Here is a 23,362-nt window from a genome sequence, read left to right as displayed (position 1 = left end):
GCGTCTCCGGTAGAACGGTCAGGGTAACTTACCTTTCTCTCTGTAGAGCCGAGCCATGCTCGGCTGCATTTGCACAGCGCAGCCGAGCATGGCTTGGCTCTACAGGGTGGGTTGCTCCATCCACGCCTGCAGCCGCGCCACCTGCGCCGCATCCAGCCGCAACCCCAGCTTGCTCCGCCGCCACAGCACGTCCTCGGCATCCAGGGCCCATTCGTGCTCACGCAGGAAGGCGACTTCCCGCGCATGCAGGCCGCCGCCAAAGTCCTCGCCAAGATCGTTCACACCCTGCAGGCCATGCAGCAGCTCCGCGCTGCGGCTGCCGTAGGCGCCGGCCCAGCGGCGTGCGATTTCCTCGGGCAACCACGGTGCCAGCGCCTGCAGGCGGGAGCGCGCCTGTGCGGCGTCACCCCAGTCGCTGCCCGGCAGCGGGTCTCCACCTGCCGTCCAGGCCGGTCCCATCTGTGGCAGGGCAGGGCGCAGCAGGTTCAGCGCTTCTTCGGCCAGCACCCGGTAGGTGGTCAGCTTGCCGCCCAGCACATGCAGCGCCGGCGCCGGGTCGGACTGCAGCTGAAGTCGGTAGTCGCGGCTCAGCTTCGCCGCACGCGGGTCCGGGTCGGCCAGCAATGGGCGCACGCCGGCGAACTGCCAGACCACGTCTTGCGCAGTGATCGGCTCGCGCAGATAACGGTTGGCGGCCGCGCACAGGTAGCTCACCTCGGAAGGCAGCACGCTGCAGCGTGCCGGATCGCCGCGGTAGTCGGTGTCGGTGGTGCCGACCAGCAGATGATCGTGGGCGAACGGCAGCAGGAACACCACGCGGCCATCGGGCTGCTGCAGCAGGCAGGCACTGTCATCGGGCCAGGGACGGCGCAGCACGATGTGGCTGCCTTGTACCAGCCGCAGTGACGGGCCGCCGCTGCGTGCCTCCATCTGCTCCAGCAGGCCGCCGGCCCATGGGCCGGCCGCATTGGCGACGGCGCGCGCGGTCACATGCTGCTGTCCGTCGGCGGATTCCAGCATGGCCTGCCAACGGCCCTGTACAGGGCGCAGCTCGATGCAGCGGCTGCGCACATGTACCTGCGCGCCACGTTGGGCAGCGTCCAGGGCGTTGAGCAGCACCAGGCGCGCGTCATCGACCTGCGCGTCGGCGTAGCTGAAGGCCTGCCGCAGGTCCGGAGAGAGCCAAGGGCCGAGCGGATCACGCTGAAGGTCCAGGGCGTGCGAGGCGGGAAATGCCGGGCTGCGCCGGCCCAGGTGGTCGTACAGCCACAGTCCCATGCGCAGCATCCAGCGTGGGCGCAGGTGGGGCTCCCACGGCAGTACGAAGCGCAATGGATGGACCAGATGGGGCGCCTGCCGGCGTACCACCTCGCGTTCGCCCAGCGCCTTGCGCACCAGGCCCAGCTCGCCCTGTTCCAGGTAACGCAGGCCGCCGTGGACCAGTTTGCTGCTGGCACTGGAGGTATGCGCGGCCAGGTCGTGCTGTTCGCACAGCAGCACGCGCAGGCCGCGGCCGCTGGCATCACGGGCGATGCCGGCGCCGTTGATGCCGCCACCGATCACCAGCAGGTCGACGTCGTGCATCGTGCCTCCGCATCCTGTTTATGTAGAGCCGAGCCGCGCCACCATTTACCGTGGGCGCCATTGAACGTAACGCATCGCAATGCGCGCGGAGCCCGCCGCTCGACTCGGGATAGGGGCTTGGCTCGACTCTACATAAAAGCAGCCGAGCATGGGCTCGGCTCTACAGGTGGAACGCGGGTGACAGAAACGACGACGGGCCCCGAAGGGCCCGTCGCGTTACATCAGTGAAGCAGGTGCAGCCTGGATCAGAAGCGGGCGCCGATGCCGAAGCCGACGGTCCACGGATCCATCTTGGCTTCGCCGATCTTCTCGCCGCCCACCTTCACGTCCGGGCGCGAACGCATGTAGCGGGCGTCAGCACGGGCGAACCAGGTGGAGTTGATGTTCATGTCCACACCGACGGTGCCGATCACGCCCTTGGCATCCTTGAAGCGGATGTCGGTGTCAGCGCCGTTGCCCAGCTTCTCGTTGCTGAAGCTCGACTGGTAGTAGCCCACGCCCACGAACGGGCGGAACACGTTGTCAGCCTGGCCGAAGTGGTACTGGCCGCTCAGCGCGATCGGCTGCTGCTCGACCGAGCCCAGGCGGGCGTTGTCCGGGCCCTTGAACTTGTTGTCGAACTTGTCGGCAGCGCCCCACAGCTCAACGGCCCAGTTGTCGTTGATGTAGTAGCTGAAGCTGACGGTCGGCGCCGGGCCACCATCGGTCTTCTTCACGCCGGTGATCGGGTCGTTCTTCGGTTCCAGCAGCGAGATGCCGCCGACAACGGCAAAATGCTTGCCCGAAGCGGTGTCGGTGCTGCTGCTGTCCTGGGCGAAAGCGGCCGGCGCGAAGGCGGCGGAGGTCAGCAGGGCGAGACTCAGGATACGGATGGAGCGCATGGGGGTATCTCCTAATGTTTCTTGTTTTGGGCCCCCGGTTGCGGGGCGAGCACACCGTAGTCGCCCCAACATGAATCGAATCCGACGCACGTTAAAAAATAGTTTTCCTTGTTCAGCGACCGGAGTGAAAAGCCTGTTTTCATGGGCTTTTCGGCCTTCGGCGACATTCATGCAGTTGGAGAAGATGTGAGCGAAGCAACGGTGTGCATCGGCCTGCAAGCGCAGGTGAACATGAAGTGCCGGGTGCTGCTGCTGGGTTCGATGCCCGGCGTTGCGTCATTGCAGGAGCAGCGCTACTACGCGCATCCGCGCAATCGCTTCTGGCCTGTGCTGGCCGATATCTGTGGCTTCGACGCGGGTCTGCCCTATGCGCAGCGACTGCAGGCACTACAGGCGGCAGGTATCGGCCTGTGGGATGTGATCGGCCAGTGCGAGCGGCGTGGCAGCCTGGATGCCGACATCGTGCGTGGCACGGAAGTGCCCAATGCGCTGCCGGCATTGATCGCTTCGCTTCCTGAGCTGGAGCTGATCGGCTGCAACGGTGCCGCTTCGCTGAAGGCATTCCAGCGTTGGGTGCTGCCCTGCCTGGAGACTCCGCCAAGGCTGCTGGCACTGCCGTCCACCAGCCCGGCCAACGCGGCCTGGTCGCTGCCGCGGCTGCGCCAGGCCTGGCAGCCGGTAGCCGACGCACTGGCGACATGAAGCGGACATCGTCCGGACAATACGCTACCGACTGGTCGCGGCCGCAACCCATGAGCAACAGCGTGTCCCGGCTGCGTGAGTACTGAAAACACCTGTAACGGTTGGCGCTGGCCCCCGCTGGCCGCACAATAGACGTTTCCCTACACCAGATTGCCGGAGTTATCCCCATGGCCGAAATCAAGGAAGCACTTGTCCCCGATATCGGTGACTACAGCGATATCCCGGTAATCGAGGTGCTTGTCGCCGTCGGCGACACGGTCAAGAAGGACCAGGGCCTGGTGACGCTGGAAAGTGACAAGGCGACCATGGAAGTGCCGTCGTCGGTGGCTGGCGTGGTCAAGGAACTGAAGGTCAAGGTCGGCGACAGCCTGTCCGAAGGCAAGGTCGTGGCGCTGATCGAAGTGGCCGAAGGCGAAGCCGCCAAGCCGGCCGCTGCTGCTCCGGCACCGGCCAAGGCCGCTGCCCCGGCCGCCGCTACCCAGGGCGCGCCGGCTCCGGCCGCTGCTGCCCCGGCCGCCAGCGGTGGCGCGGTGGAGGCGCTGGTGCCGGATATCGGCGATTACTCCGGCATCCCGGTCATCGAAGTGCTGGTCGCCGTCGGCGACACGGTCAAGAAGGACCAGGGCCTGGTCACGCTGGAAAGCGACAAGGCCACCATGGAAGTGCCGTCGTCGGTGGCCGGTGTGGTCAAGGAGATCAAGGTCAAGGTTGGCGACAATCTGTCGCAGGGCAATGTGGTCGCCATCATCGAAGCCGAGGGCGCTGGCGCACCGGCGCCGACCAAGGCTGCCGCAGCCGCCGCTCCGGCTGCCGCCGAGACCGCCACCAAGGTCGAGCCGGTCGCTGTGCCGGCGCAGCCGGACAAGCTGGCGGCCCGCGAGATCGCCTCGGCCGGTACCCCGTCCAGCCCGCCGGTGCAGTTCAACGCCGATGGCGTGCTGCCGGCCAAGGTGCCGTATGCCACCCCGGCGGTGCGTGTGTTCGCCCGCGAACTGGGCGTGGACCTGCTGCAGATCAACGGCACCGAGAAGGGTGGCCGCATCACCAAGGGTGACGTGCAGAAGTTCGTCAAGGCCGCACTCAGCGGTGGCGTGCCGGCTGCCGGCGGTGCTGCTGTCGCTGCCGGTGGTGGCCTGAACCTGCTGCCGTGGCCGAAGGTCGACTTCAGCAAGTTCGGCGAGACCGAAGTCCAGCCGCTGTCGCGCATCAAGAAGATCTCGGGTGCGAACCTGGCCCGCAACTGGGCCATGATCCCGCACGTCACCCAGTTCGAGCAGGCTGACATCACCGATCTGGAAGGCCTGCGCGTGGCGCTGAACAAGGAAAACGAGAAGGCCGGCATCAAGCTGACCATGCTCGCCTTCCTGATCAAGGCCAGCGCCGCGGCGCTGAAGAAGTTCCCGGAGTTCAACGCCTCGCTCGATGCCAGCGGTGAAAACCTGACCCTGAAGAAGTACTTCCACATCGGCTTTGCCGCCGATACGCCGAACGGCCTGGTCGTGCCGGTCATCCGCGACGTGGACAAGAAGGGCGTGGTGCAGATCGCGCAGGAAACCGGCGAACTGGCCAAGAAGGCGCGCGACGGCAAGCTGGGCCCGGCCGACATGAGCGGCGGCTGCTTCTCGATCAGCTCGCTGGGCGGCATCGGCGGCACCGCATTCACCCCGATCGTCAATGCACCGGAAGTGGCCATCCTCGGCGTGTCCAAGTCGTCCATCCAGCCGGTCTGGAACGGCAAGGAATTCGCACCGAAGCTGATGCTGCCGCTGTCGCTGAGCTACGACCACCGCGTCATCGACGGCGCTCTGGCCGCACGCTTCACCACGTACCTGTCGCAGGTACTGGCCGACATGCGCCGCGTGCTGCTGTAAGGCACCGCTTCGCCCCCACCGTGCGGCCGCAGCCCCTGGCGCGGCCGCGTGAACAGATGCAGTGACAGCCCGCCGGCCATGCCGGGCGGGCACGAGGAAAACCCACCATGGCCACGATTGAAGTCAAGGTTCCCGACATCGGCGATTACAGCGATGTGCCGGTGATTGAAGTGTTGGTCGCCGTTGGCGACACGGTGAAGAAGGATCAGGGTCTGGTGACCCTGGAATCGGACAAGGCCACCCTGGAAGTGCCGTCCTCGGCCACCGGCGTGGTCAAGGAAATCAAGGTCAAGCTGGGCGACACCCTGTCCGAGGGTGCCGTGGTCGTGGTGCTGGACGCTGAAGGCGCCGCCGAAGCCCCGGCCAAGGCCGCTGCGCCGGCTCCGGCAGCAGCTGCTCCGGCCAGCAAGCCGCCGGTGACCCCGTCGCACCGCGCCCCGGCCGAACCGGCCGCACCGAAGCCGGCGCTGTCCAGCGGCAAGCCGGCCGACATCGAATGCGAGATGGTTGTGCTGGGCTCCGGTCCGGGCGGCTACACGGCGGCGTTCCGCGCCGCAGACGTGGGCCTGGATACGGTGCTGGTCGAGCGCTACGCCAGCCTCGGCGGCGTCTGCCTCAACGTGGGCTGCATTCCGTCCAAGGCACTGCTGCATGCTGCTGCGGTGATCGACGAGGTCGCCCACGCCGGTGATTTCGGCGTCGAGTTCGGCAAGCCGACCATCACCCTGGACAAGCTGCGCGAGTACAAGGAAAAGGTCGTCAACCAGCTGACCAAGGGCCTGGCCGGCATGGCCAAGCAGCGCAAGGTCCGCAGCGTGCAGGGCGTCGGCAAGTTTGTTTCGGCCAACGAACTGGAAATCACTGCTGCTGACGGCAGCACCCAGCTGCTGCGCTTCCAGAAGTGCATCATCGCCGCCGGTTCGCAGGCGGTGAAGCTGCCGAACTTCCCGTGGGACGACAAGCGTGTGATGGATTCCACCGACGCGCTGGAGCTGGCCGAAGTGCCGGCTTCGCTGCTGGTCGTCGGCGGCGGCATCATCGGCCTGGAAATGGCCACCGTGTATGGCGCGCTGGGCAGCAAGGTCACCGTGGTCGAGTTCATGGACCAGCTGATGCCGGGCGCCGACAAGGACTTGGTCAAGCCGCTGGCCGACCGCCTGAAGAAGCAGGGCATCGAAGTGCACCTGAAGACCAAGGCCTCGGGCGTCACCGCCGATGCCAAGGGCATCACCGTGACCTTCGAAGCCGCCGAGGAAGGCCAGGCGCCTGCGCTGGCGCAGGGCACCTTCGACCGCGTGCTGGTGGCCGTGGGCCGCTCGCCGAACGGCAGGAAGATCGATGCTGAAAAGGCCGGCGTGCAGGTCACCGAGCGTGGCTTCATCCCGGTTGACCGCCAGATGCGCACCAACGTGCCGCACATCTTTGCCATTGGCGATATCGTCGGCAACCCGATGCTGGCCCACAAGGCCACGCACGAGGGCAAGCTGGCCGCTGAAGTGGCAGCTGGGCACAAGAAGGAGTGGGTGGCGCGGGTGATTCCGTCGGTGGCCTACACCAACCCGGAAATCGCCTGGGTCGGCGTCACCGAGACCGAAGCCAAGGCCAAGGGCCTGAAGGTGGGCGTGGCCAAGTTCCCGTGGGCCGCCAGTGGCCGCGCGATCGGCATCGGTCGCACCGAGGGCTTCACCAAGCTGATCTTCGACGAGGAGACCCACCGCATCATCGGTGGTGCGATCGTTGGCGTGCATGCCGGTGACCTGCTGGCCGAGATCGGCCTGGCCATCGAGATGGGTGCCGAAGCCGAAGACATCGGCCACACAATCCATGCGCACCCGACACTGAGCGAATCGGTGGCAATGGCCTCGGAAATCTACGACGGCACGATCACCGATCTGTACATGCCGAAGAAGAAGTAAGGCGTCAGCGCCGCTCCACACGAAAAGCCCCGGCATTTGCCGGGGTTTTTTTGTTGAGCCTCGATCACTCTCATTGCGAGCGTTCGGGCCGCAGCGCGGGTGGCAGGCATTTGGACAAATGTCCCCCGTCGCCCGCCTGTGGCGGTCGCCTCCTCCTTTACTTTGTCCAAACGCCTGCCACCCACGCAGCGGCTCGGCTTGCGGATAGTAAGAGCCAGTGCCAAAGCCACCCGGATGCCTGACACGCGGGGGGAGAGGGGCTTGCGTGCGAAGTAAAGGAGGAGGTGACGGCCGCAGGCCGGCGCCGGGGGACATTCGCTCGCAAGCCCCTCTCCCCCCGCGCTCGACCAACCCGCTTCTGCTTGACCGTGCAAACAAAAAAGCGCGGCCCCGATGTTCCGGAGGCCGCGCCAGGAGAGAGAATGCCGTGGAAGGGGCGGGGGATCAGAACACGAAGCTGACGCCGGCCACCGGGCCCTTGAATTCCTGCTTCAGGCCGATGGTGCCGTCGCTGCCCTTCTTGTCCGCGTCCAGCTTGAACCAGTCATAGCCGGCGAACACGCCGAAGTTCTTCGTGAAGCGGTAATCGACGATGGCGTTGGCGCGGCTCAGGTCGCCCTTGTAGTCATCAAAGCTGCCCCAGCGCGTGTTGAGGTACTGGCCCTGCAGCGTGATCATCCACTTCTCGGACGGGGTGAAACTCAGCCGCGCACCGACCACCGGCGCCACGCCGTCGGTCTTCTCGTTGAGGAACTGGCCTTCGTAGACGGTGCCCAGATCGGCGTAGGCCTTGGTGCTCACCTTGGCGTACTCGGCACCCAGCTGCAGGCCGAGGTCGAAGGTATCGGTGTCCACCACCGAGTAGTCATAGACCAGGCTGGCGACCTGGTACTTCAGCTCGCCCTTGACGAAACTGCCCGACGGCACGTTGACGTCACCGAAGGAAATGTCCTGGCCGAGAGTCTCGCGGCGGTCCTTGTCGTACTTGAAGTAGTTGAACAGCAGGCGCTGGCGGTTGCTGATGCGGAACATGCCGTCGATGCGTGGTTCCCACTCCTTGCCACCCAGCTTGAAGTCCTCGGAGAAACCGATGTCCTGGCCGGCCACGTTGGTCTTGCCGCGGAGAGTATTGTCCGAGTCGATGTTCATCGCACCCAGGCGCAGGGCGAAGCGGTCGTCGCCTTCAGCGGCGTGGGCGGCAGTGGCGAACGAGGCGCCGGCGGCGAGCAGGGAGAGGGCGAGCAGGGTGGGTACAGGGCGCATCGAAGAGTCCTTGCAGTGGTTCATCAGAATGAAGACCACTGTGCCGGACAGGCCCGTCCACCATCCGTGAACGTATGGTCCACGGCGTGTGCACGGTTCAGCGCTGTCGCTACGATGCAAAAAGATGGCCCCGGAGCCGGGCTTCGGGGCCATCGTGGGACCTGCGGGGCGGAGCGTCGACGAGGTTGCTGCAGGCAGGTCGAAAGATCGGACCGGCGCATTCGGCGAAAGTTCCGCCGGATGCGACCAAAGTTCAATATTGCGCCGCAGCATCATACGGACGTCATTGTCCCCCGGGTGGCACGCAAAAATGTAACCGTTACCGCAACTTGCGGCTTCCCGGGATGAACAGGCAGCGGTTGTCTCGCAAATTGTCCCATTGCTATAATTTGGCGGCTCGATGAGGCCCCCCTGCTGTAGCCGCCTCAGCCCTCCACTTGCAACCACGCGGGACGTCCTGTGCTGAACTCCGTTGATGCGGGTCGGCGACTGATGCTGCGCGCCGCGGTCTACCCGCTGGCCGCAGTGGCTGTCCTGGCCCTGGCCTTCCTGCTGGTAGGTCCGAAATATGCCCTCGGCGCGCTGGCGTCCGGTGTGGCCATTTCGGCCGGTGGCTGGGTGGCGGCACGGATGGCACTGGGTGGTGGGGCACTGGCCGCAGGATCGGCGATGGCTCGCCTGATCATTGCGATCGTGGCCAAGTGGGTGGTGGTTTTCGGCGTCCTGCTGGTGGGGTTCCTGGTCTTCAAGCTGCCTGCATTGGCGCTGTTGGCCGGTATCGCCGTCGGCTTGATGTTCCAGGTCCTGGCCATGGCCAGGCGTTGACAGAATTCAATTAACTGAAGGTTCCGGACACATGGCGGGCGAGGCTCTAACCCCTACCAGCTACATCCAGCATCACCTGCACAACCTGACCGCACCGGTCGGCAAGGGTGAGGGTATGTTCTGGCATATCCACGTCGATACCTTCCTCACTGCGGTCCTGATGGGCCTGGTGATCGTTGTCGCGTTCTGGCTGGGGACCCGCAAGGCCACCGCCGGCGTGCCGGGCAAGTGGCAGGCCTTCGTCGAGATCTGCCTGGAGTTCGTCGACCGCCAGGCCAAGGACACCTACCACGGCAAGAGCAAGCTGGTCACGCCGATCGCCATCACCATCTTCTTCTGGATTCTGCTGATGAATCTGCTGAAGATGATCCCGGCCGATTTCATCGCCAAGCCGCTGGAATGGGTGGGCGTGCACTACTGGAAGCCGGTCCCGACCGCTGACGTCAACGCCACCCTGGGCATGGCCATCAGCGTGTTCTTCCTGATGCTGTTCTTCGCGCTCAAGTCCAAGGGCCTGGGCGGCTTCATCAAGGAATTCCTGACGGCGCCGTTCGGCAAGTGGATGATGCCGTTCAACCTGATCCTCAACATCGTCGAGTGGCTGAGCAAGCCGATCTCGCTGGCGATGCGACTGTTCGGCAACATGTTCGGCGGCGAAATCGTGTTCCTGCTGATCTGGGTGCTGGGTGGTGCCGGTTTCTTCGGTGCCATTGCCGGTGGTGTGTTCGGCCTCGGCTGGATGCTGTTCCACCTGCTGGTGATCCCGCTGCAGGCCTTCATCTTCATGATGCTGTCGATCGTGTACCTGAGCCTGTCGGAAGACGCTCACTGAGTTTCAAGCTTCAACGCGTTTCAACCTTCATCCGTTTCATCACCCTTAGCAACTTAAGTTCCTGGAGATAACCATGTACTTCGCCGTCCTGACCAACTTCGCGCAGATTCAGAGCTCCACCGCCCTTGCCGTCGGCATCATGATCGGCCTGGCCGCGCTGGGCGCCGGTCTGGGTCTGGCCATCATGGCTGGTAAGTTCCTGGAGTCGGCCGCCCGCCAGCCGGAACTGATCCCGGTCCTGCAGGTCCGCATGTTCATCACCGCCGGCCTGATCGACGCCGCGTTCATCATCTCGGTCGCCGTCGGCCTGCTGCTGGCCTTCGCCAACCCGCTGTCGGCTGCCTTCGCTGGCGCCGTCACCAAGGCTCTGGCCGGCTGATACAGCGGTTTGAGACGACCGGGTGCTGATGCACCCGGTTTCGGATGAAGGCCGGATGCGCCGCTACGGCGGCGCGTCCACCCCGAAACCAGCGATCGAGCTAACCATGAATATCAATTTCACCCTTCTTGCGCAGGCGCTGGCCTTCGCTGGTCTGATCTGGATCATCGCGACCAAGATCTGGCCGCCGCTGATGAACGCGATCGAAGAGCGCCAGCAGAAGATTGCTGAAGGCCTCGCTGCTGCCGACCGCAGCCAGAAAGATCTGGCCCAGGCGCAGGAGAAGGTCAACGAAGCGCTGAAGGAAGCACGCACCAAGGCCAACGAGATCATCGATCAGGCCCACGCACGTGCCAACCAGATCGTTGATGCTGCCCGTAACGAAGCGATCACCGAAGCCACCCGTCAGAAGGAACTGGCCCAGGCTGAAATCGACGCCGCCGCCAACCGTGCCCGTGAAGATCTGCGCAAGCAGGTGTCCGCGCTGGCCGTGACCGGTGCCGAAAAGCTGCTCAAGCGCGAAATCGACGCCAACGCCCACAAGGCGCTGCTCGACGAGCTGGCCTCGGAGATCTAAGGATGAGCCAGGCCCTCACGCTTGCCCGCCCGTACGCCCGCGCCGCGTTCGCGACCGCGCGCGACGAAGGCGCGTTCGCGCCGTGGTCGGACGCCCTGGCGTTCTCCGCCCACGTCGCCGCCGACCCGCGCGTGGCGGCCCTGCTCGCCAACCCGGAGCTGGGTCGTGACGACGCCGTCGCCCTGCTGGCGCCGGTGTCGCACGGCGAGACCTACTCGCGCTTCCTGGCCATCCTGGCCGAATCGCATCGTCTGCCGCTGCTGCCGGAAATCTCCGGCATGTTCGACGCCCTGCGCGCCGAAGCCGAGCACGTGGTCAAGGCCACCGTCACCTCGGCCGCCGAACTGTCGGCCAGTGAGCTGGACGCGATCAAGGTCGCGCTGCGCAAGCGCTTCAACCGCGAGGTCGATGTGACCACCGCGGTCGATGCCTCGCTGATCGGCGGCGCCGTGATCGACGCCGGCGACGTGGTCATCGATGGTTCGCTGAAGGGCAAGCTGGCCCGTCTGCAGACCGCGCTCGCTAACTGAATTCATTTAACGTCCGGCCCCGCTGCCGGCACTAGGACTTGACGATGGCAACCACGCTCAACCCCTCCGAAATCAGCGAACTGATCAAGAACCGCATCGAGAAGGTCAAGCTGGCCGCGGAATCGCGCAACGAAGGCACCGTGACCAGCGTGTCCGACGGCATCGTGCGCATCTTCGGTCTGGCCGACGTGATGCAGGGCGAAATGATCGAACTGCCGAACAACACCTTCGCCCTGGCCCTGAACCTGGAGCGCGACTCGGTCGGCGCCGTGGTGCTGGGTGACTACGAGCACCTGCGCGAAGGCGACGTCGCCAAGACCACCGGCCGCATCCTGGAAGTGCCGGTTGGTCCGGAGCTGCTGGGCCGCGTCGTGAACGCGCTGGGCGAACCGATCGACGGCAAGGGCCCGCTGGGCACCGACCTGACCGCTCCGGTGGAGCGTGTCGCTCCGGGCGTGATCTGGCGCAAGTCGGTCGACCAGCCGGTGCAGACCGGTTACAAGTCGGTCGACTCGATGATCCCGATCGGCCGTGGCCAGCGCGAGCTGATCATCGGTGACCGCCAGACCGGCAAGACCGCGATGGCGATCGATGCGGTGATCAACCAGAAGGGCACCGGCATCAAGTGCGTGTACGTTGCGATCGGCCAGAAGGCTTCGACCATCGCCAACATCGTGCGCAAGCTGGAAGAGAACGGCGCGCTGGCCCACACCATCGTGGTGGCCGCGACCGCTTCCGAATCGGCTGCCATGCAGTACATCAGCGCCTACTCGGGCTGCACCATGGGTGAGTACTTCATGGACCGCGGCGAAGACGCGCTGATCGTGTACGACGATCTGTCCAAGCAGGCCGTTGCCTACCGCCAGATCTCGCTGCTGCTGAAGCGCCCGCCGGGCCGTGAAGCCTACCCGGGTGACGTGTTCTACCTGCACTCCCGCCTGCTCGAGCGCGCTGCCCGCGTGTCCGAGGAATACGTCGAGAAGTTCACCGAAGGCAAGGTCACCGGCAAGACCGGTTCGCTGACCGCGCTGCCGATCATCGAAACCCAGGCCGGCGACGTGTCCGCCTTCGTTCCGACCAACGTGATCTCGATCACCGACGGTCAGATCTTCCTGGAAACCGACCTGTTCAACGCCGGCATCCGCCCGGCCGTGAACGCCGGTATCTCGGTGTCGCGCGTCGGTGGCTCGGCCCAGACCAAGATCATCAAGAAGCTGTCGGGCGGCATCCGTATCTCGCTGGCCCAGTACCGCGAGCTGGCTGCGTTCGCGCAGTTCGCCTCGGATCTGGACGAGGCGACCCGCAAGCAGCTGGAGCGTGGCCAGCGCGTCACCGAGCTGATGAAGCAGAAGCAGTACGCGCCGATGTCGATCGCCAACCAGGCGCTGTCGATCTACGCCGTCAACGAGGGTTACCTCGACGACGTGCCGGTCAACAAGCTGCTGGCGTTCGAAGAAGGCCTGCACGCCCACTTCGCCAACACCCAGGGCGAACTGGTCAGCAAGGTCAACGCCACCGGCGGTTGGGACAACGACATCGAAGGTGCCTTCAAGAAGGGCATCGCCGAGTTCAAGACCACCGGCAGCTGGTAATCCAGCGCTCGTAGAGCGGGGCTCGCCCCGCTCAAACGGTTGAACAACGCGGGGCATCAGCCCCGCGCCACGGGAAACAAGAGATGGCAAGCGGACGCGAAATCAAAACCAAGATCAAGAGCGTGCAGAACACCCGCAAGGTGACGCGCGCCCTGGAAATGGTCTCGGCCTCCAAGATCCGCAAGGCGCAGGATCGGATGAAGACCTCGCGTCCGTACGCGCAGGCGATGAAGCAGGTGATCGGCCACCTGGCCCAGGCCAGCACCGACTACCAGCATCCGTTCCTGGTCGAGCGCGAGCAGGTCAAGCGGGTCGGGTTCATCGTGATCTCCTCCGATCGCGGCCTGGCCGGCGGCCTGAACAACAACCTGTTCCGCAAGATGCTGGGCGAAGCCAAGGCATGGCAGGACAAGGGTGCGGAAGTGGACCTGGTGACCATCGGCCAGAAGGCATCGACCTTCTTCCGCCGCGTGAAGGTCAACATGGTCGGCAGCGTGACCCACATCGGCGATGTGCCGAAGCTGGAATCGCTGATCGGTGTGATCAAGGTCATGCTCGACGCCTTCACCGAAGGCAAGGTCGACCGCGTGTACCTGGTCTACAACCGCTTCGTGAATACCATGGTGCAGAAGGCCAGCTTCGATCAGCTGCTGCCGCTGCCGCCGGCTGAGAAGCAGGTCGCTCACCACGACTGGGATTACCTGTACGAACCCGATGCCGCGACCGTGCTGGAGCACGTGATGACGCGTTACATCGAGTCGCTGGTGTACCAGGCACTGCTGGAAAACGTCGCCTCCGAGCATGCCGCACGCATGGTTGCGATGAAGGCGGCGAGCGACAACGCCAACAAGCTGATCGGCACCCTCCAGCTCGTCTACAACAAGGCGCGCCAGGCAGCGATCACCCAGGAAATCTCCGAAATCGTCGGCGGCGCGGCAGCAGTCTGACCGCGTTCGTTCAAAGCACACATTTAGAGGATGCAGCAATGAGTCAGGGCAAGATCGTTCAGATCATCGGCGCGGTCGTCGACGTCGAATTCCCGCGTGAGTCGGTGCCGAAGGTGTACGACGCACTGAAGGTCGACAACACCGAAATCACCCTCGAAGTCCAGCAGCAGCTGGGTGACGGCGTGGTGCGTACCATCGCCCTCGGTTCCACCGACGGCCTGAAGCGCAACCTGGTTGCCACCAACACCAACCGCGGCATCTCCGTGCCGGTCGGCGCTGGCACCCTGGGCCGCATCATGGACGTGCTCGGCCGTCCGATTGACGAAGCCGGCCCGGTGGCCGCCAGCGACAGCTGGGAAATCCACCGTGCGGCCCCGTCGTACGAAGACCAGTCCCCGGCCACCGAACTGCTGGAAACCGGCATCAAGGTCATCGACCTGATGTGCCCGTTCGCCAAGGGCGGCAAGGTCGGCCTGTTCGGCGGCGCCGGCGTCGGCAAGACCGTCAACATGATGGAACTGATCAACAACATCGCCAAGGCGCACAGCGGTCTGTCCGTGTTCGCCGGCGTGGGTGAGCGTACCCGTGAGGGCAACGACTTCTACCACGAAATGAAGGACTCCAACGTCCTCGACAAGGTGGCGATGGTGTACGGCCAGATGAACGAGCCGCCGGGCAACCGTCTGCGCGTCGCCCTGACCGGCCTGACCATGGCCGAGTACTTCCGCGACGAGAAGGACGAAAACGGCAAGGGTAAGGACGTCCTGCTGTTCGTCGACAACATCTACCGCTACACCCTGGCTGGTACCGAAGTGTCGGCACTGCTGGGCCGTATGCCGTCGGCCGTGGGTTACCAGCCGACCCTGGCCGAGGAAATGGGCGTCCTGCAGGAGCGCATCACCTCGACCAAGAACGGTTCGATCACTTCGATCCAGGCCGTCTACGTTCCCGCGGACGACCTGACCGACCCGTCGCCGGCGACCACCTTCGCCCACCTGGACTCGACTGTCACCCTGTCGCGTTCGATCGCCTCGCTGGGTATCTACCCGGCCGTCGATCCGCTGGACTCCACCAGCCGCCAGATGGACCCGCTGGTCATCGGCCACGAGCATTACGACACCGCCCAGCGCGTCCAGCAGACCCTGCAGAAGTACAAGGAACTGAAGGACATCATCGCGATCCTGGGCATGGACGAGCTGTCCGAAGAGGACAAGCAGGCCGTGTCGCGCGCCCGTAAGATCGAGCGCTTCTTCAGCCAGCCGTTCCACGTGGCCGAAGTGTTCACCGGTTCGCCGGGCAAGTACGTGCCGCTGAAGGACACCATCCGTGGCTTCAAGGCCATCGTTGATGGCGAGTACGACCACCTGCCGGAGCAGGCGTTCTACATGGTCGGCGGCATCGAAGAAGCGGTCGAGAAGGCCAAGAAGATGGCCGAGAAGGCCTGATCCGGGACGGGCGGGAGCGATCCTGCCCGACCTGACGCCGGCGCCGGGCAACCGCCCGCGCCGGTGGACCCCCACGGTGGCATTGCGCCGCCGCGAACAGCGAAGAGATTTGCATGAGCACGATCCGTTGCGACATCGTCAGCGCCGAGCAGGAAATCTTCCGTGGCGAAGCGACCCTGGTCGTGGCCACCGGTGAGCTGGGCGAACTGGGCATCGCGCCCAAGCACGCGCCGCTGATCACCCGCCTGAAGCCGGGCAAGGTGGTGGTGACCACGCCGAACGGCGAGCAGCTGGATTTCGCCATTTCCGGCGGCATCCTGGAAGTGCAGCCGCAGGTGGTGACCGTGCTGGCCGACACCGCGATCCGCGCGCAGGACATCGACGAAGCCTCGGTCCGCAAGGCCAAGGAAGAAGCCGAGCGCATCCTGGCCAACCGCGGCGAGGCGATGGAAGTGGCTGAGGCCCAGCAGAAGCTGGCTGAAGCCGTTGTCCAGCTGCAGGCGCTGGAGCGCCTGCGCAAGAACCTCAAGCACTGACGTGCTCGGGAACCATCGGCAGCAACGCCGGTAGTGATGGAAGATCGCCGGCTCAGTGCCGGCGATTTTCGTTGAGGAGAAGGGAGGCATGCACGGAATGCAGTACGCATCGACCACGAGCATCGGCGCCACGGATGCAGCCCGCACCCGATGGGCTCGGCCTGAAACGCTGTGGGTGGCAAGCTGGCTGCTGCTGTGCCTGCCGTGGCTGATCGGTACCAAGGTCATTCCGTACGACGCCGTGCAGCAGTTCTTCCCGGCGGTCAGTTTCAGTGCCGAGCAGCTTCGGAACCTGCAGGCCCCTTGGTGGAATCCCTACCTGTTCGGTGGCTATCCGCAGATCGCCGATCCGCAGATGATGACGCTGCAACCGACCATGGTCCTGCCGATGCTGCTGGCGCCCGCGTCGTTGCATCTGTTCACCGCGGTGGTGCTGCTGCATGTGCTGGCGGGTGGCTTCGGCGCCCTGCGCCTGGCGCGTTCATTCGGTCTTTCTGCACCCGCACAGTGGTTCTTTGCGATGGTGCTGATGTTCGGTGCGGTGGCAGCCTCCCGCCTGCAGCACACGCCGATGATCGTCAGCTACAGCCTGCTTCCCTGGATCTGGCTGGGCCTGTCGAATGTTCGGAACCAGGGCCGCGCGCGTGACGTGCTGCTGGCGGGACTCGCAGGAGGCCTGTGTGCGCTGCAGCTGACCCAGGTGACCTATTTCATCATCCTTGCGTGTGCCGTGTATGCCGTAGGTGCAGTGCTTTGGGCAACGGGCAAGCGACTCCTCCTCGCATTGCAGCTGTCCGCGGTCGCCCTGATCGCCGCAGCAGTGAGCGCCCCCCAGTGGCTTTCCACGTTGGCCTGGCTGGGGGACACCAATCGAGATGGCATGAACCTGGAGACGGCGCTGGCCGGTGCGATGCACTGGCAGGGACTGGTGACAGTGCTCTCGGGGAATGTGTTCTCACAGGTGCGTGGGACCAGCTGGTCCTTCGGCGACATCAGCACCGACTACCTCTATTTCGGCGCGGTGCCTCTTGCGCTCTGGCTGGCCTGGGGTGGCAGCGTTGTGCACCGGCAGCGACGCGCCACCTGTGTGGCACTGACCGTACTGCTGTTGACGACGCTGGTCGCCCTGGGTGACGTCACGCCGCTGTTCGCGTGGCTCTTCAACGGGTTGCCCGGTCTTGATCTGTTCCGACGGCCCTCCGATGCGCTGTTCCTTGCGGTACCGGCGGCGGCCTGGCTGGGGGCACAGGCGTTGCAGGTCGCGCTGGAAAAGCGCGCACTGCGCCCGCATCGGGTGTCGTTTGGGGTGGTCGTTGTCCTCGTGTCCGTTGCCTCCTGGCTGGCCGTGAGCCACGGGCATCTGGACGCCTTCGCGTGGCTGGCGGCCAGTGCCGGCATCGGCATTGCCGCAGTGCAGCTGCTGCGCCGGCACCCGGCTCCGATGCGGTGGCTGATCGCACTGGTCGTGTTCGACATGCTGCTGTTCAACGTAGGAGCACGCTTCAATACATCGGGTGCCCGTCCGCCGGTAATGACGGCCGAGCGCAATGGCGCCACGCAGCGCGCGTATGCGTTGCTCGCTGCCGAGCGGAGCGCAGGCCTGCCCGAGCGCGCCATCGTTTTCGGCATCGGTGTGCTGACCAATGGCGCGGCCGTGCACGCGATTCCACTGGCCAATGGCTACAACCCGCTGCTGTCCAGTGACTACCAGCAGATGGTCGGCATGCCGACAGAGCCCGTGGCTGCCTTCCAACAGAAGGCAACGACCCCTTGGGCGCCAGACATGGATGCCCCCGTGTACGACCTGCTGGGGGTCCGCTGGCTGCTGTCACCGGAGCCGTTTGCAGGGTCCGATGACCAAGGCAGCGACGTGCAGCTGGCGCTACGTGGCAGTGTGCTGCCGCGTACGCTCAACCCGCAACGCGTGCAACGGCACCTTGAACGCCTGCCACCGGCCGCTGAGTTCAACCAGACGGACTTCAGCCAGGTGGTCTGGCTGCCCAGCGGGCAGCAGACGGACTGCCCTGATCGTGAGGCAGGCCAGCTGAAGGTGCTCTCGCAGGCCTATCAGCCCGGATGGATTGCCCTTGACGTGAACGCCGAGCATCCGGCGTGGCTGGTGATCAATGAGGTGACCGCCCAGGGTTGGCAGGCCCGCCTGGATGGCGGAGCGTCGTTGCCGCTGATGCGTGCCAATGGGCTTTTCCACGCGGTGTGCGTGCCCGCGGGGCGGCATCGCGTGGAACTTGGATACAGTCCCCTGCAGCTATGGCGGGATGGGTTGCGGAAGCGATTCGCGAAGGGTGGAGCAGGCTGAAGGTCTCAGCGGAAGACCACATGGCGCAGGAGCAGGAAGGAGATCAAAGCGATCCCACCTTCGATCAGCGGCTTTGCCAGCCAGGCCCAATCCAATCCAAGGTGGCGGCTGGTCAAAGCGACCAGCACCGTGCTGGCCGCGGTAAGGGCGGCCCAGATCCCCAGGAAACGTGAAAATCGACGCCAGCCATGGCGCGCGTCACCTGCGTTGGCAAAGGTGTAACGGCCGTTGAGCCAGAAGCCCAGCAGCATCCCGGCCAGTCGACCGGCAATGTTGGCTGGCACCACGGGTAGGCCCAGCGCGGTCGCGGCGACGAACACCAGCCAGTCGAGCAGCAGCTGCACGAGCCCGATGACGAGATAGGTGCTTCCCTGGCGAACGAGGCCCATCAGCGTGGTGAAGGAGGTGGGATGCACATGTTAACGGCCCACGCTCTAGAATCACCGGCAACGAACTACGGACTGCTGCTCCCATGACCCAAGCCCTGCACGTCATCATCCTCGCCGCCGGCGCGGGCAAGCGCATGAAGTCGGTGCTGCCGAAGGTGCTGCAGCCGATCGCTGGCCAGCCGATGCTGGCGCATGTGATCGATGCCGCCCGCGAGCTGCAGCCGGCCGCGATCCACGTGGTCTACGGCCATGGCGGTGAAGCGGTGCGCCAGCACTTCGCCGACCAGCCCGATCTGCAATGGGCCGAGCAGGCACAGCAACTCGGTACCGGGCACGCCGTCGCGCAGGCGATGCCGCAGGTGCCCGACGCCGCGCAGGTGCTGGTGCTGTACGGCGACGTGCCGCTGATCCGCGCGCAGACCCTGCGCGACCTGCTGGCACAGCCGGGTCGACTGGCGGTGCTGGTCGCCGATGTCGATGACCCGACCGGTTACGGCCGCGTGCTGCGCGATGCCGAAGGCAAGGTCGGCTCGATTGTCGAACAGAAGGACGCCACCGACGACCAGCTGCGTGTGCGCACGATCAACACCGGCATCATTGCCGCCGAGTCGACCGCGCTGCGGCGCTGGCTGTCGCAGCTGTCCAACAGCAACGCGCAGGGCGAGTACTACCTGACCGACGTGTTCGCCTTTGCCGCGCACGAGTACACCCCGGCCGAGATGGCGCTGGTGGCCGACGCGCAGGAAGCCGAAGGGGCAAATGATCCCTGGCAGCTTTCGCAGCTGGAGCGTGCCTGGCAGCGCCGTGCGGTTCGGGCCCTGTGCGCGCAGGGCGCGCGCGTGCGTGACCCGGCACGCCTGGATATCCGTGGCACCGTCACCGTGGGCAGCGACGTGCTGATCGATGTCGACGTCGTTCTGGAAGGCAATATCGTGCTCGGCGACGGCGTCACCGTGGGCCCGTTCAACCGGCTGAAGGACGTCAATCTTGGCCCGGGCACCGAAGTGCGCGCGCATTGCGACCTGGAAGGCGTGGTCACCGAAGGTGCTGCATTGGTGGGGCCGTTCGCACGGCTGCGCCCGGGTACAGTGCTCGCCGATGGCGTGCATGTCGGCAACTTCGTCGAGACCAAGAAGGTCACTCTCGGTGTTGGCAGCAAGGCCAATCACCTGACCTACCTGGGCGACGCGGTGATCGGCAGCAAGGTGAACATCGGTGCCGGCACCATCACCTGCAACTACGACGGCGTGAACAAGTCGACCACCACCATCGGCGACAACGCCTTCATCGGTTCCAACAGCGCATTGGTGGCACCGGTGCTGATCGGTGAGGGCGCCACCATCGCTGCCGGTTCGGTCATCACCCGCAACGCCCCGGATGGCAAGCTGACGCTGGCACGTGCACGACAGGAAACCATCGATGGCTGGAAGCGCCCGCTCAAGAAGTCCTGAGCCACGCATCCCGCACGCCGACGAACTCGACATGCTGCCGGCAATTGAGCAACGTGCCGGTGAACTGCTGAAGGGGCACCAGGCCTACCCGGTATTTGCCGGGCATGGCCTGGACCTGCCGACGCTGCAGGATGGCCTTCAACGTGGCCAGTTGTGGGTGGTGGATGCGGCTGACGGTGGCATCGCGGGCTACCTGCTGGCCGGTGAGCTGTGCGGTGACTTCCATGTGCTGCAGATGGACGTGGATCCCGCGCACGCGCGCCGCGGTCATGGTCGCGTGTTGTTGCGCCATGCGTTGGCACAGGCCAGGGCTGGCGGCTACGGGGCAGCGGTGCTGACCACGTTGTCCGACGTGCCGTGGAATGCGGCCTTCTATGCCAGTGAAGGGTTCGAGGTAGTGCCCGAGGCGCAGTGGAACGATGGCCTGCGTGCGGTGATGGCCGAAGAAGCCGCGCTTGGGTTCCCGATGCACCTGCGGGTGGCGATGCGGCAGGTCTGGTAGGTGCCGACCTTGGTCGGCACGTCCACGCATGGCGTGGATCTGCCCGCTCAGCCCACCGGCAACAGAATCGACACGCACAGCCCGCCATCGCCGCGGTTCTGCAACGACACCCGACCACCGTGGGCCTCCACGATCTCGCGGGTCAGGGCCAGCCCCAGCCCGGTGCCATTGCGCTTGGTCGAATAGAACGGCATCAGTGCGTTCTGCAGCACCTGCTCGTTCATGCCCTTGCCACGATCCAGCACGTCCAGCCGCAGCCACTGCGGCAGCCGCGTCAGCTGCACCTGTACGTCATCGTTTGGGGGCTCTGCTTCGGCGCAGGCTTCGTGCGCGTTCTTCAACAGGTTCAGCAGCGCCTGCCCGAACTGCGCGATGTCGATGCGGCTGCTCAGTTCTTCGTCCGGCTCGCGCTCCATGGTAAACGGGATCTGCTGGCGCAGGCTGGACAGGAAGGGGGCCCAGTGCACGGTCTGCAGTTGCGGCTGCGGCAACTTGGCAAAGCGTGCGTAGCCACGGATGAAGCCTTCCAGGTGACGCGCCCGGTCCTCGATGGTGGTGAAGATCTCGGGCAGCCGGTCAAAGCGCTCACGCTGCACCAGCACGCCGCCGGAATGGGCGAGCGAAGCGATCGGCGCCAGCGAGTTGTTGAGCTCGTGGCTGATCACCCGGATCACCTTCTTCCAGGTCTGCACTTCCTGGCGGCGCAGTTCGGCGGTCAGCAGCCGCACCAGCAACAGGTCGTGCGGGCGGCCGTTGAGCTGGAACGCGCGGCGCGAGAGGTGGTAGACCTGCTCGTCATCCTCGTCGCCGTCCTCGCCCTCGGCATGCACCGCGAACAGGCTGTCACCGCCACGGGCGATGGCATCGCGCAGTTCCACCGGCACCTGTTCCAGCACGTCCTCCAGGCGCTGGCCTTCCAGCTTCCAGCCGCCATGCAGCAGCTTGCGTGCCGCCAGATTGGAGAACACCACCCGGGCGATGCCATCACCGCCGGAGGCGATCAGCAGCATCGCCACCGGCGTGTTCTGCACCATTGTGTCCAGCAGCAGTTCACGCTGCACCAGGCCCTGCCGCTGCTCACGCAGTACATCGCCCAGTTCGCGGTGGGCCTGCACCAGGTCGCCCAGCTCGTCGTTCCCCGGCCAGTGCACGCCGAAGTTGTACTCGCCGTCGCGATAGCTGCTGGTGGTACCCGCCAGGGCCCGCATCAGAGATCGCACCGGGGCGGTCGCCCGGCGCAGGGTCCACCACATCAACGACAGCAGGATCAACGCCGACACCGTGGTCACCACCCAGCCATGGTCCATCCAGTAGGCCAGCAGCCACGGCAGTGCCGCCGCCAGTGCCAATACCGGCAGCAGGCGCAGGAACAGGCGGAAAGTGAACGAGCGCCGTTTCATTCGCGGGGAATACCGTGGCGGTCCATGCGCCGGTACAGCGCCTGGCGGCTCAGGCCGAGTTCTGCGGCGGCCTGGGCGATGACGCCATGGTTGCGCGCCAGCACATCCTCGATGCGTGCACGGTCGGGATCATTGCCCGCACTGGGGGCCGGGCGCGGTGTGGCGGCTGCGCGCGGCAGGTTGAGATCGGCCACTTCGATGCGGTTGCCGGTGGCCAGCAGCTCGGCGCGCTGGATCACGTTGCGCAGCTCGCGCACGTTGCCCGGCCAGGGGTGCCGCTGCAAGGCCGCGGTGGCCGCAGTGGACAACGGCTTGCCAGCGGTCAGGAAGCGCTCGGCCAGCGGCACGATGTCGCCCGGTCGTTCGGCCAGCGGCGGCAGCACCAGTTCCACCGTGTTGAGGCGGTAATAGAGGTCTTCGCGGAAGGTACCGTCGCGGATCATCGCCGGCAGGTCGGCATTGGTCGCGCTGACCACGCGGACCTTGACCTGGCGCTCGCGGTTGGAGCCCAGGCGCTCGAAGCGGCCGGTTTCCAGCACGCGCAGCAGCTTCATCTGCCCGCCCAGTGACAGGTTGCCGATCTCATCCAGGAACAGGGTGCCGCCATCGGCGGCCTCGAACTTGCCTTCGCGGGCCTTGTTGGCGCCGGTATACGCACCGGCTTCGGCACCGAACAGTTCGGCTTCGATCAGTTCCGAGGGCAGCGCGCCGCAGTTGACTGCCACGAACGGCCCTTTGGCCACCAGGGAATTGGCCTGGATGATCTGCGCGATCTTTTCCTTGCCGGCACCGTTCGCGCCGGTGATCAGTACCGGCAGTTCCGAGCGTGCGACCTGGCAGGCCAGCGCGATCACGCGCTCGCTGGCGGGGTCGGCGAAGACCGCGCCGCACAGGTCGTACTTCTCTTCCAGTGCGTTGCGCTGGTGCAGTTCACGGCTGCGGCGCCGGTCCAGTTCGCGGCGCGCCTCGGACAGTTCCAGCAGGTTGTTGACCGTGGTCATCAGCTTGCGGTCGTCCCAGGGCTTGGCCAGGTAGTCGGCGGCGCCGGCCTTGACCAGGTCCACGGCGCTGCTCAGATGGGTCCACGCCGTGAGCAGGATCACCGGCAGGTCCGGATGGCGCGCGCGGATCTGCGCGAACAGGGCCTCGCCTTCCTCGCCGGAGGTGGTGTCCTCGCTGAAGTTCATGTCCTGGATGACCAGGTCGACCGGCTGAGATTCGAGCAGCGCCAGCCCGTCGGCGGGCGTCTGCGCCTGCAGGGTGTCGATGTCGTGCAGGGAGAACAGTACGTCCAGCGCGGTACCCACGCTGGCGTTGTCGTCGATGATCAGGATCGCAGGCATCAAACGGTTCTGCAGAAAGGGATGGGCGGCGCCGTTGGAGCCGTTCGTGTCCACGCACCGGGAGAGCCCGGCGCCACCCA

21 protein-coding genes are annotated in these 23,362 nt (G+C 65.5%); 15 read left to right on the top strand and 6 right to left on the bottom strand.

The genetic code is table 11. The features are described from left to right. Positions 1-99 precede the first annotated feature (99 nt). Together glpD and G5A07_RS16130 are read right to left on the bottom strand one after the other, a co-directional pair. Positions 100-1,584 (bottom strand): glycerol-3-phosphate dehydrogenase, encoded by a 1,485-nt coding sequence (glpD, locus tag G5A07_RS16135; RefSeq protein WP_191863609.1) that lies wholly within the window; start codon positions 1,582-1,584, stop codon positions 100-102. A 245-nt stretch (positions 1,585-1,829) separates the two neighbouring features. Next, on the bottom strand, positions 1,830-2,465 hold the full coding sequence (locus G5A07_RS16130; RefSeq protein WP_010481310.1) for an OmpW family outer membrane protein: 636 nt from the start codon (positions 2,463-2,465) through the stop codon (positions 1,830-1,832). A gap of 186 nt (positions 2,466-2,651) precedes the next feature. Between G5A07_RS16130 and G5A07_RS16125 the strand changes: the two genes are divergently transcribed. The 3 genes from G5A07_RS16125 to lpdA all read left to right on the top strand — a co-directional run bounded on the left by G5A07_RS16125 (position 2,652) and on the right by lpdA (position 6,954). Further along, positions 2,652-3,167 (top strand): DNA-deoxyinosine glycosylase, encoded by a 516-nt coding sequence (locus G5A07_RS16125; RefSeq protein ID WP_029379745.1) that lies wholly within the window; start codon positions 2,652-2,654, stop codon positions 3,165-3,167. A 167-nt stretch (positions 3,168-3,334) separates the two neighbouring features. Next, positions 3,335-5,038, top strand: coding sequence for a dihydrolipoyllysine-residue acetyltransferase (aceF, locus tag G5A07_RS16120; protein WP_159360609.1), 1,704 nt, complete (start codon positions 3,335-3,337; stop codon positions 5,036-5,038). A 107-nt stretch (positions 5,039-5,145) separates the two neighbouring features. Then, entirely contained in the window at positions 5,146-6,954 is a 1,809-nt protein-coding gene (gene lpdA, locus G5A07_RS16115) for a dihydrolipoyl dehydrogenase (protein WP_191863608.1), read from the top strand. 444 nt (positions 6,955-7,398) lie between these two features. Here the strand turns inward: lpdA and G5A07_RS16110 are convergent, their stop codons facing one another. Next, positions 7,399-8,217 carry a hypothetical protein gene (locus G5A07_RS16110; protein WP_010481314.1) on the bottom strand — a complete coding sequence of 273 codons (819 nt, stop codon included), beginning with the start codon at positions 8,215-8,217 and terminating at the stop codon, positions 7,399-7,401. A gap of 459 nt (positions 8,218-8,676) precedes the next feature. Between G5A07_RS16110 and G5A07_RS16105 the strand changes: the two genes are divergently transcribed. The 10 genes from G5A07_RS16105 (at position 8,677) to G5A07_RS16060 (ending at position 18,197) form a co-directional block, all read left to right on the top strand. Then, on the top strand, positions 8,677-9,042 hold the full coding sequence (locus G5A07_RS16105) for a hypothetical protein (RefSeq protein WP_006394654.1): 366 nt from the start codon (positions 8,677-8,679) through the stop codon (positions 9,040-9,042). Between the two features lie 31 nt (positions 9,043-9,073). After that, positions 9,074-9,874 carry a F0F1 ATP synthase subunit A gene (gene atpB, locus G5A07_RS16100; protein WP_010481316.1) on the top strand — a complete coding sequence of 267 codons (801 nt, stop codon included), beginning with the start codon at positions 9,074-9,076 and terminating at the stop codon, positions 9,872-9,874. Between the two features lie 73 nt (positions 9,875-9,947). Next, positions 9,948-10,253 carry a F0F1 ATP synthase subunit C gene (gene atpE / locus G5A07_RS16095; protein ID WP_005411133.1) on the top strand — a complete coding sequence of 102 codons (306 nt, stop codon included), beginning with the start codon at positions 9,948-9,950 and terminating at the stop codon, positions 10,251-10,253. A gap of 106 nt (positions 10,254-10,359) precedes the next feature. Further along, a complete protein-coding gene (locus G5A07_RS16090) occupies positions 10,360-10,830 on the top strand; it encodes a F0F1 ATP synthase subunit B (protein ID WP_005419512.1) in 471 nt (156 codons plus the stop codon). 2 nt (positions 10,831-10,832) lie between these two features. Then, complete coding sequence (locus G5A07_RS16085) at positions 10,833-11,360, top strand: F0F1 ATP synthase subunit delta (protein ID WP_010481321.1); 528 nt, start codon at positions 10,833-10,835, stop codon at positions 11,358-11,360. A gap of 44 nt (positions 11,361-11,404) precedes the next feature. Beyond that, complete coding sequence (atpA, locus tag G5A07_RS16080) at positions 11,405-12,952, top strand: F0F1 ATP synthase subunit alpha (protein WP_005411130.1); 1,548 nt, start codon at positions 11,405-11,407, stop codon at positions 12,950-12,952. Positions 12,953-13,035: 83 nt separating this feature from the next. Further along, the gene (gene atpG, locus G5A07_RS16075; protein ID WP_010481324.1) at positions 13,036-13,899 is read left to right on the top strand and encodes a F0F1 ATP synthase subunit gamma; all 864 of its coding nucleotides are present in this window, start codon (positions 13,036-13,038) and stop codon (positions 13,897-13,899) included. Positions 13,900-13,937: 38 nt separating this feature from the next. After that, a complete protein-coding gene (gene atpD, locus G5A07_RS16070) occupies positions 13,938-15,344 on the top strand; it encodes a F0F1 ATP synthase subunit beta (protein ID WP_010481327.1) in 1,407 nt (468 codons plus the stop codon). A gap of 113 nt (positions 15,345-15,457) precedes the next feature. Then, positions 15,458-15,880, top strand: coding sequence for a F0F1 ATP synthase subunit epsilon (locus G5A07_RS16065; RefSeq protein ID WP_005419509.1), 423 nt, complete (start codon positions 15,458-15,460; stop codon positions 15,878-15,880). A gap of 175 nt (positions 15,881-16,055) precedes the next feature. Beyond that, a complete protein-coding gene (locus G5A07_RS16060) occupies positions 16,056-18,197 on the top strand; it encodes a hypothetical protein (protein ID WP_262102409.1) in 2,142 nt (713 codons plus the stop codon). Between the two features lie 5 nt (positions 18,198-18,202). On the opposite strand, the gene G5A07_RS16055 is transcribed toward G5A07_RS16060, so the two are convergent. Then, the gene (locus G5A07_RS16055; protein ID WP_049481458.1) at positions 18,203-18,586 is read right to left on the bottom strand and encodes a GtrA family protein; all 384 of its coding nucleotides are present in this window, start codon (positions 18,584-18,586) and stop codon (positions 18,203-18,205) included. Positions 18,587-18,669: 83 nt separating this feature from the next. Here G5A07_RS16055 and glmU point away from each other — a divergent pair, with 83 nt between their 5' ends. Continuing rightward, entirely contained in the window at positions 18,670-20,037 is a 1,368-nt protein-coding gene (gene glmU / locus G5A07_RS16050; protein ID WP_010481330.1) for a bifunctional UDP-N-acetylglucosamine diphosphorylase/glucosamine-1-phosphate N-acetyltransferase GlmU, read from the top strand. Beyond that, positions 20,006-20,539 carry a GNAT family N-acetyltransferase gene (locus G5A07_RS16045; RefSeq protein WP_191863607.1) on the top strand — a complete coding sequence of 178 codons (534 nt, stop codon included), beginning with the start codon at positions 20,006-20,008 and terminating at the stop codon, positions 20,537-20,539. Before glmU ends, G5A07_RS16045 begins: the two co-directional genes overlap by 32 nt. Positions 20,540-20,586: 47 nt before the next feature. On the opposite strand, the gene G5A07_RS16040 is transcribed toward G5A07_RS16045, so the two are convergent. After that, positions 20,587-21,939, bottom strand: a complete 1,353-nt coding sequence (locus G5A07_RS16040) for an ATP-binding protein (RefSeq protein WP_010481333.1) — start codon at positions 21,937-21,939, stop codon at positions 20,587-20,589. Then, positions 21,936-23,282, bottom strand: a complete 1,347-nt coding sequence (locus tag G5A07_RS16035) for a sigma-54 dependent transcriptional regulator (RefSeq protein WP_010481334.1) — start codon at positions 23,280-23,282, stop codon at positions 21,936-21,938. Before G5A07_RS16035 ends, G5A07_RS16040 begins: the two co-directional genes overlap by 4 nt. Between the last annotated feature and the right edge of the window lie 80 nt (positions 23,283-23,362).

This window comes from Stenotrophomonas sp. AS012628 (assembly GCF_010608305.1).
Lineage (GTDB): Bacteria > Pseudomonadota > Gammaproteobacteria > Xanthomonadales > Xanthomonadaceae > Stenotrophomonas > Stenotrophomonas geniculata.
Note: the sequence above shows the minus strand (reverse complement) of the source record. Positions and strands in the feature narration are given on the sequence as shown.

Bases quoted from the DNA above. Each gene is read 5' to 3' on its own strand.
- glpD (WP_191863609.1), bottom strand. From the start codon at position 1,584: ATGCACGACGTCGACCTGCTGGTGATCGGTGGCGGCATCAACGGCGCC.
- G5A07_RS16130 (WP_010481310.1), bottom strand. From the start codon at position 2,465: ATGCGCTCCATCCGTATCCTGAGTCTCGCCCTGCTGACCTCCGCCGCC.
- aceF (WP_159360609.1), top strand. From the start codon at position 3,335: ATGGCCGAAATCAAGGAAGCACTTGTCCCCGATATCGGTGACTACAGC.
- lpdA (WP_191863608.1), top strand. From the start codon at position 5,146: ATGGCCACGATTGAAGTCAAGGTTCCCGACATCGGCGATTACAGCGAT.
- G5A07_RS16110 (WP_010481314.1), bottom strand. From the start codon at position 8,217: ATGCGCCCTGTACCCACCCTGCTCGCCCTCTCCCTGCTCGCCGCCGGC.
- atpB (WP_010481316.1), top strand. From the start codon at position 9,074: ATGGCGGGCGAGGCTCTAACCCCTACCAGCTACATCCAGCATCACCTG.
- atpE (WP_005411133.1), top strand. From the start codon at position 9,948: ATGTACTTCGCCGTCCTGACCAACTTCGCGCAGATTCAGAGCTCCACC.
- G5A07_RS16090 (WP_005419512.1), top strand. From the start codon at position 10,360: ATGAATATCAATTTCACCCTTCTTGCGCAGGCGCTGGCCTTCGCTGGT.
- G5A07_RS16085 (WP_010481321.1), top strand. From the start codon at position 10,833: ATGAGCCAGGCCCTCACGCTTGCCCGCCCGTACGCCCGCGCCGCGTTC.
- atpA (WP_005411130.1), top strand. From the start codon at position 11,405: ATGGCAACCACGCTCAACCCCTCCGAAATCAGCGAACTGATCAAGAAC.
- atpG (WP_010481324.1), top strand. From the start codon at position 13,036: ATGGCAAGCGGACGCGAAATCAAAACCAAGATCAAGAGCGTGCAGAAC.
- atpD (WP_010481327.1), top strand. From the start codon at position 13,938: ATGAGTCAGGGCAAGATCGTTCAGATCATCGGCGCGGTCGTCGACGTC.
- G5A07_RS16065 (WP_005419509.1), top strand. From the start codon at position 15,458: ATGAGCACGATCCGTTGCGACATCGTCAGCGCCGAGCAGGAAATCTTC.
- G5A07_RS16055 (WP_049481458.1), bottom strand. From the start codon at position 18,586: ATGGGCCTCGTTCGCCAGGGAAGCACCTATCTCGTCATCGGGCTCGTG.
- glmU (WP_010481330.1), top strand. From the start codon at position 18,670: ATGACCCAAGCCCTGCACGTCATCATCCTCGCCGCCGGCGCGGGCAAG.
- G5A07_RS16045 (WP_191863607.1), top strand. From the start codon at position 20,006: ATGGCTGGAAGCGCCCGCTCAAGAAGTCCTGAGCCACGCATCCCGCAC.
- G5A07_RS16040 (WP_010481333.1), bottom strand. From the start codon at position 21,939: ATGAAACGGCGCTCGTTCACTTTCCGCCTGTTCCTGCGCCTGCTGCCG.
- G5A07_RS16035 (WP_010481334.1), bottom strand. From the start codon at position 23,282: ATGCCTGCGATCCTGATCATCGACGACAACGCCAGCGTGGGTACCGCG.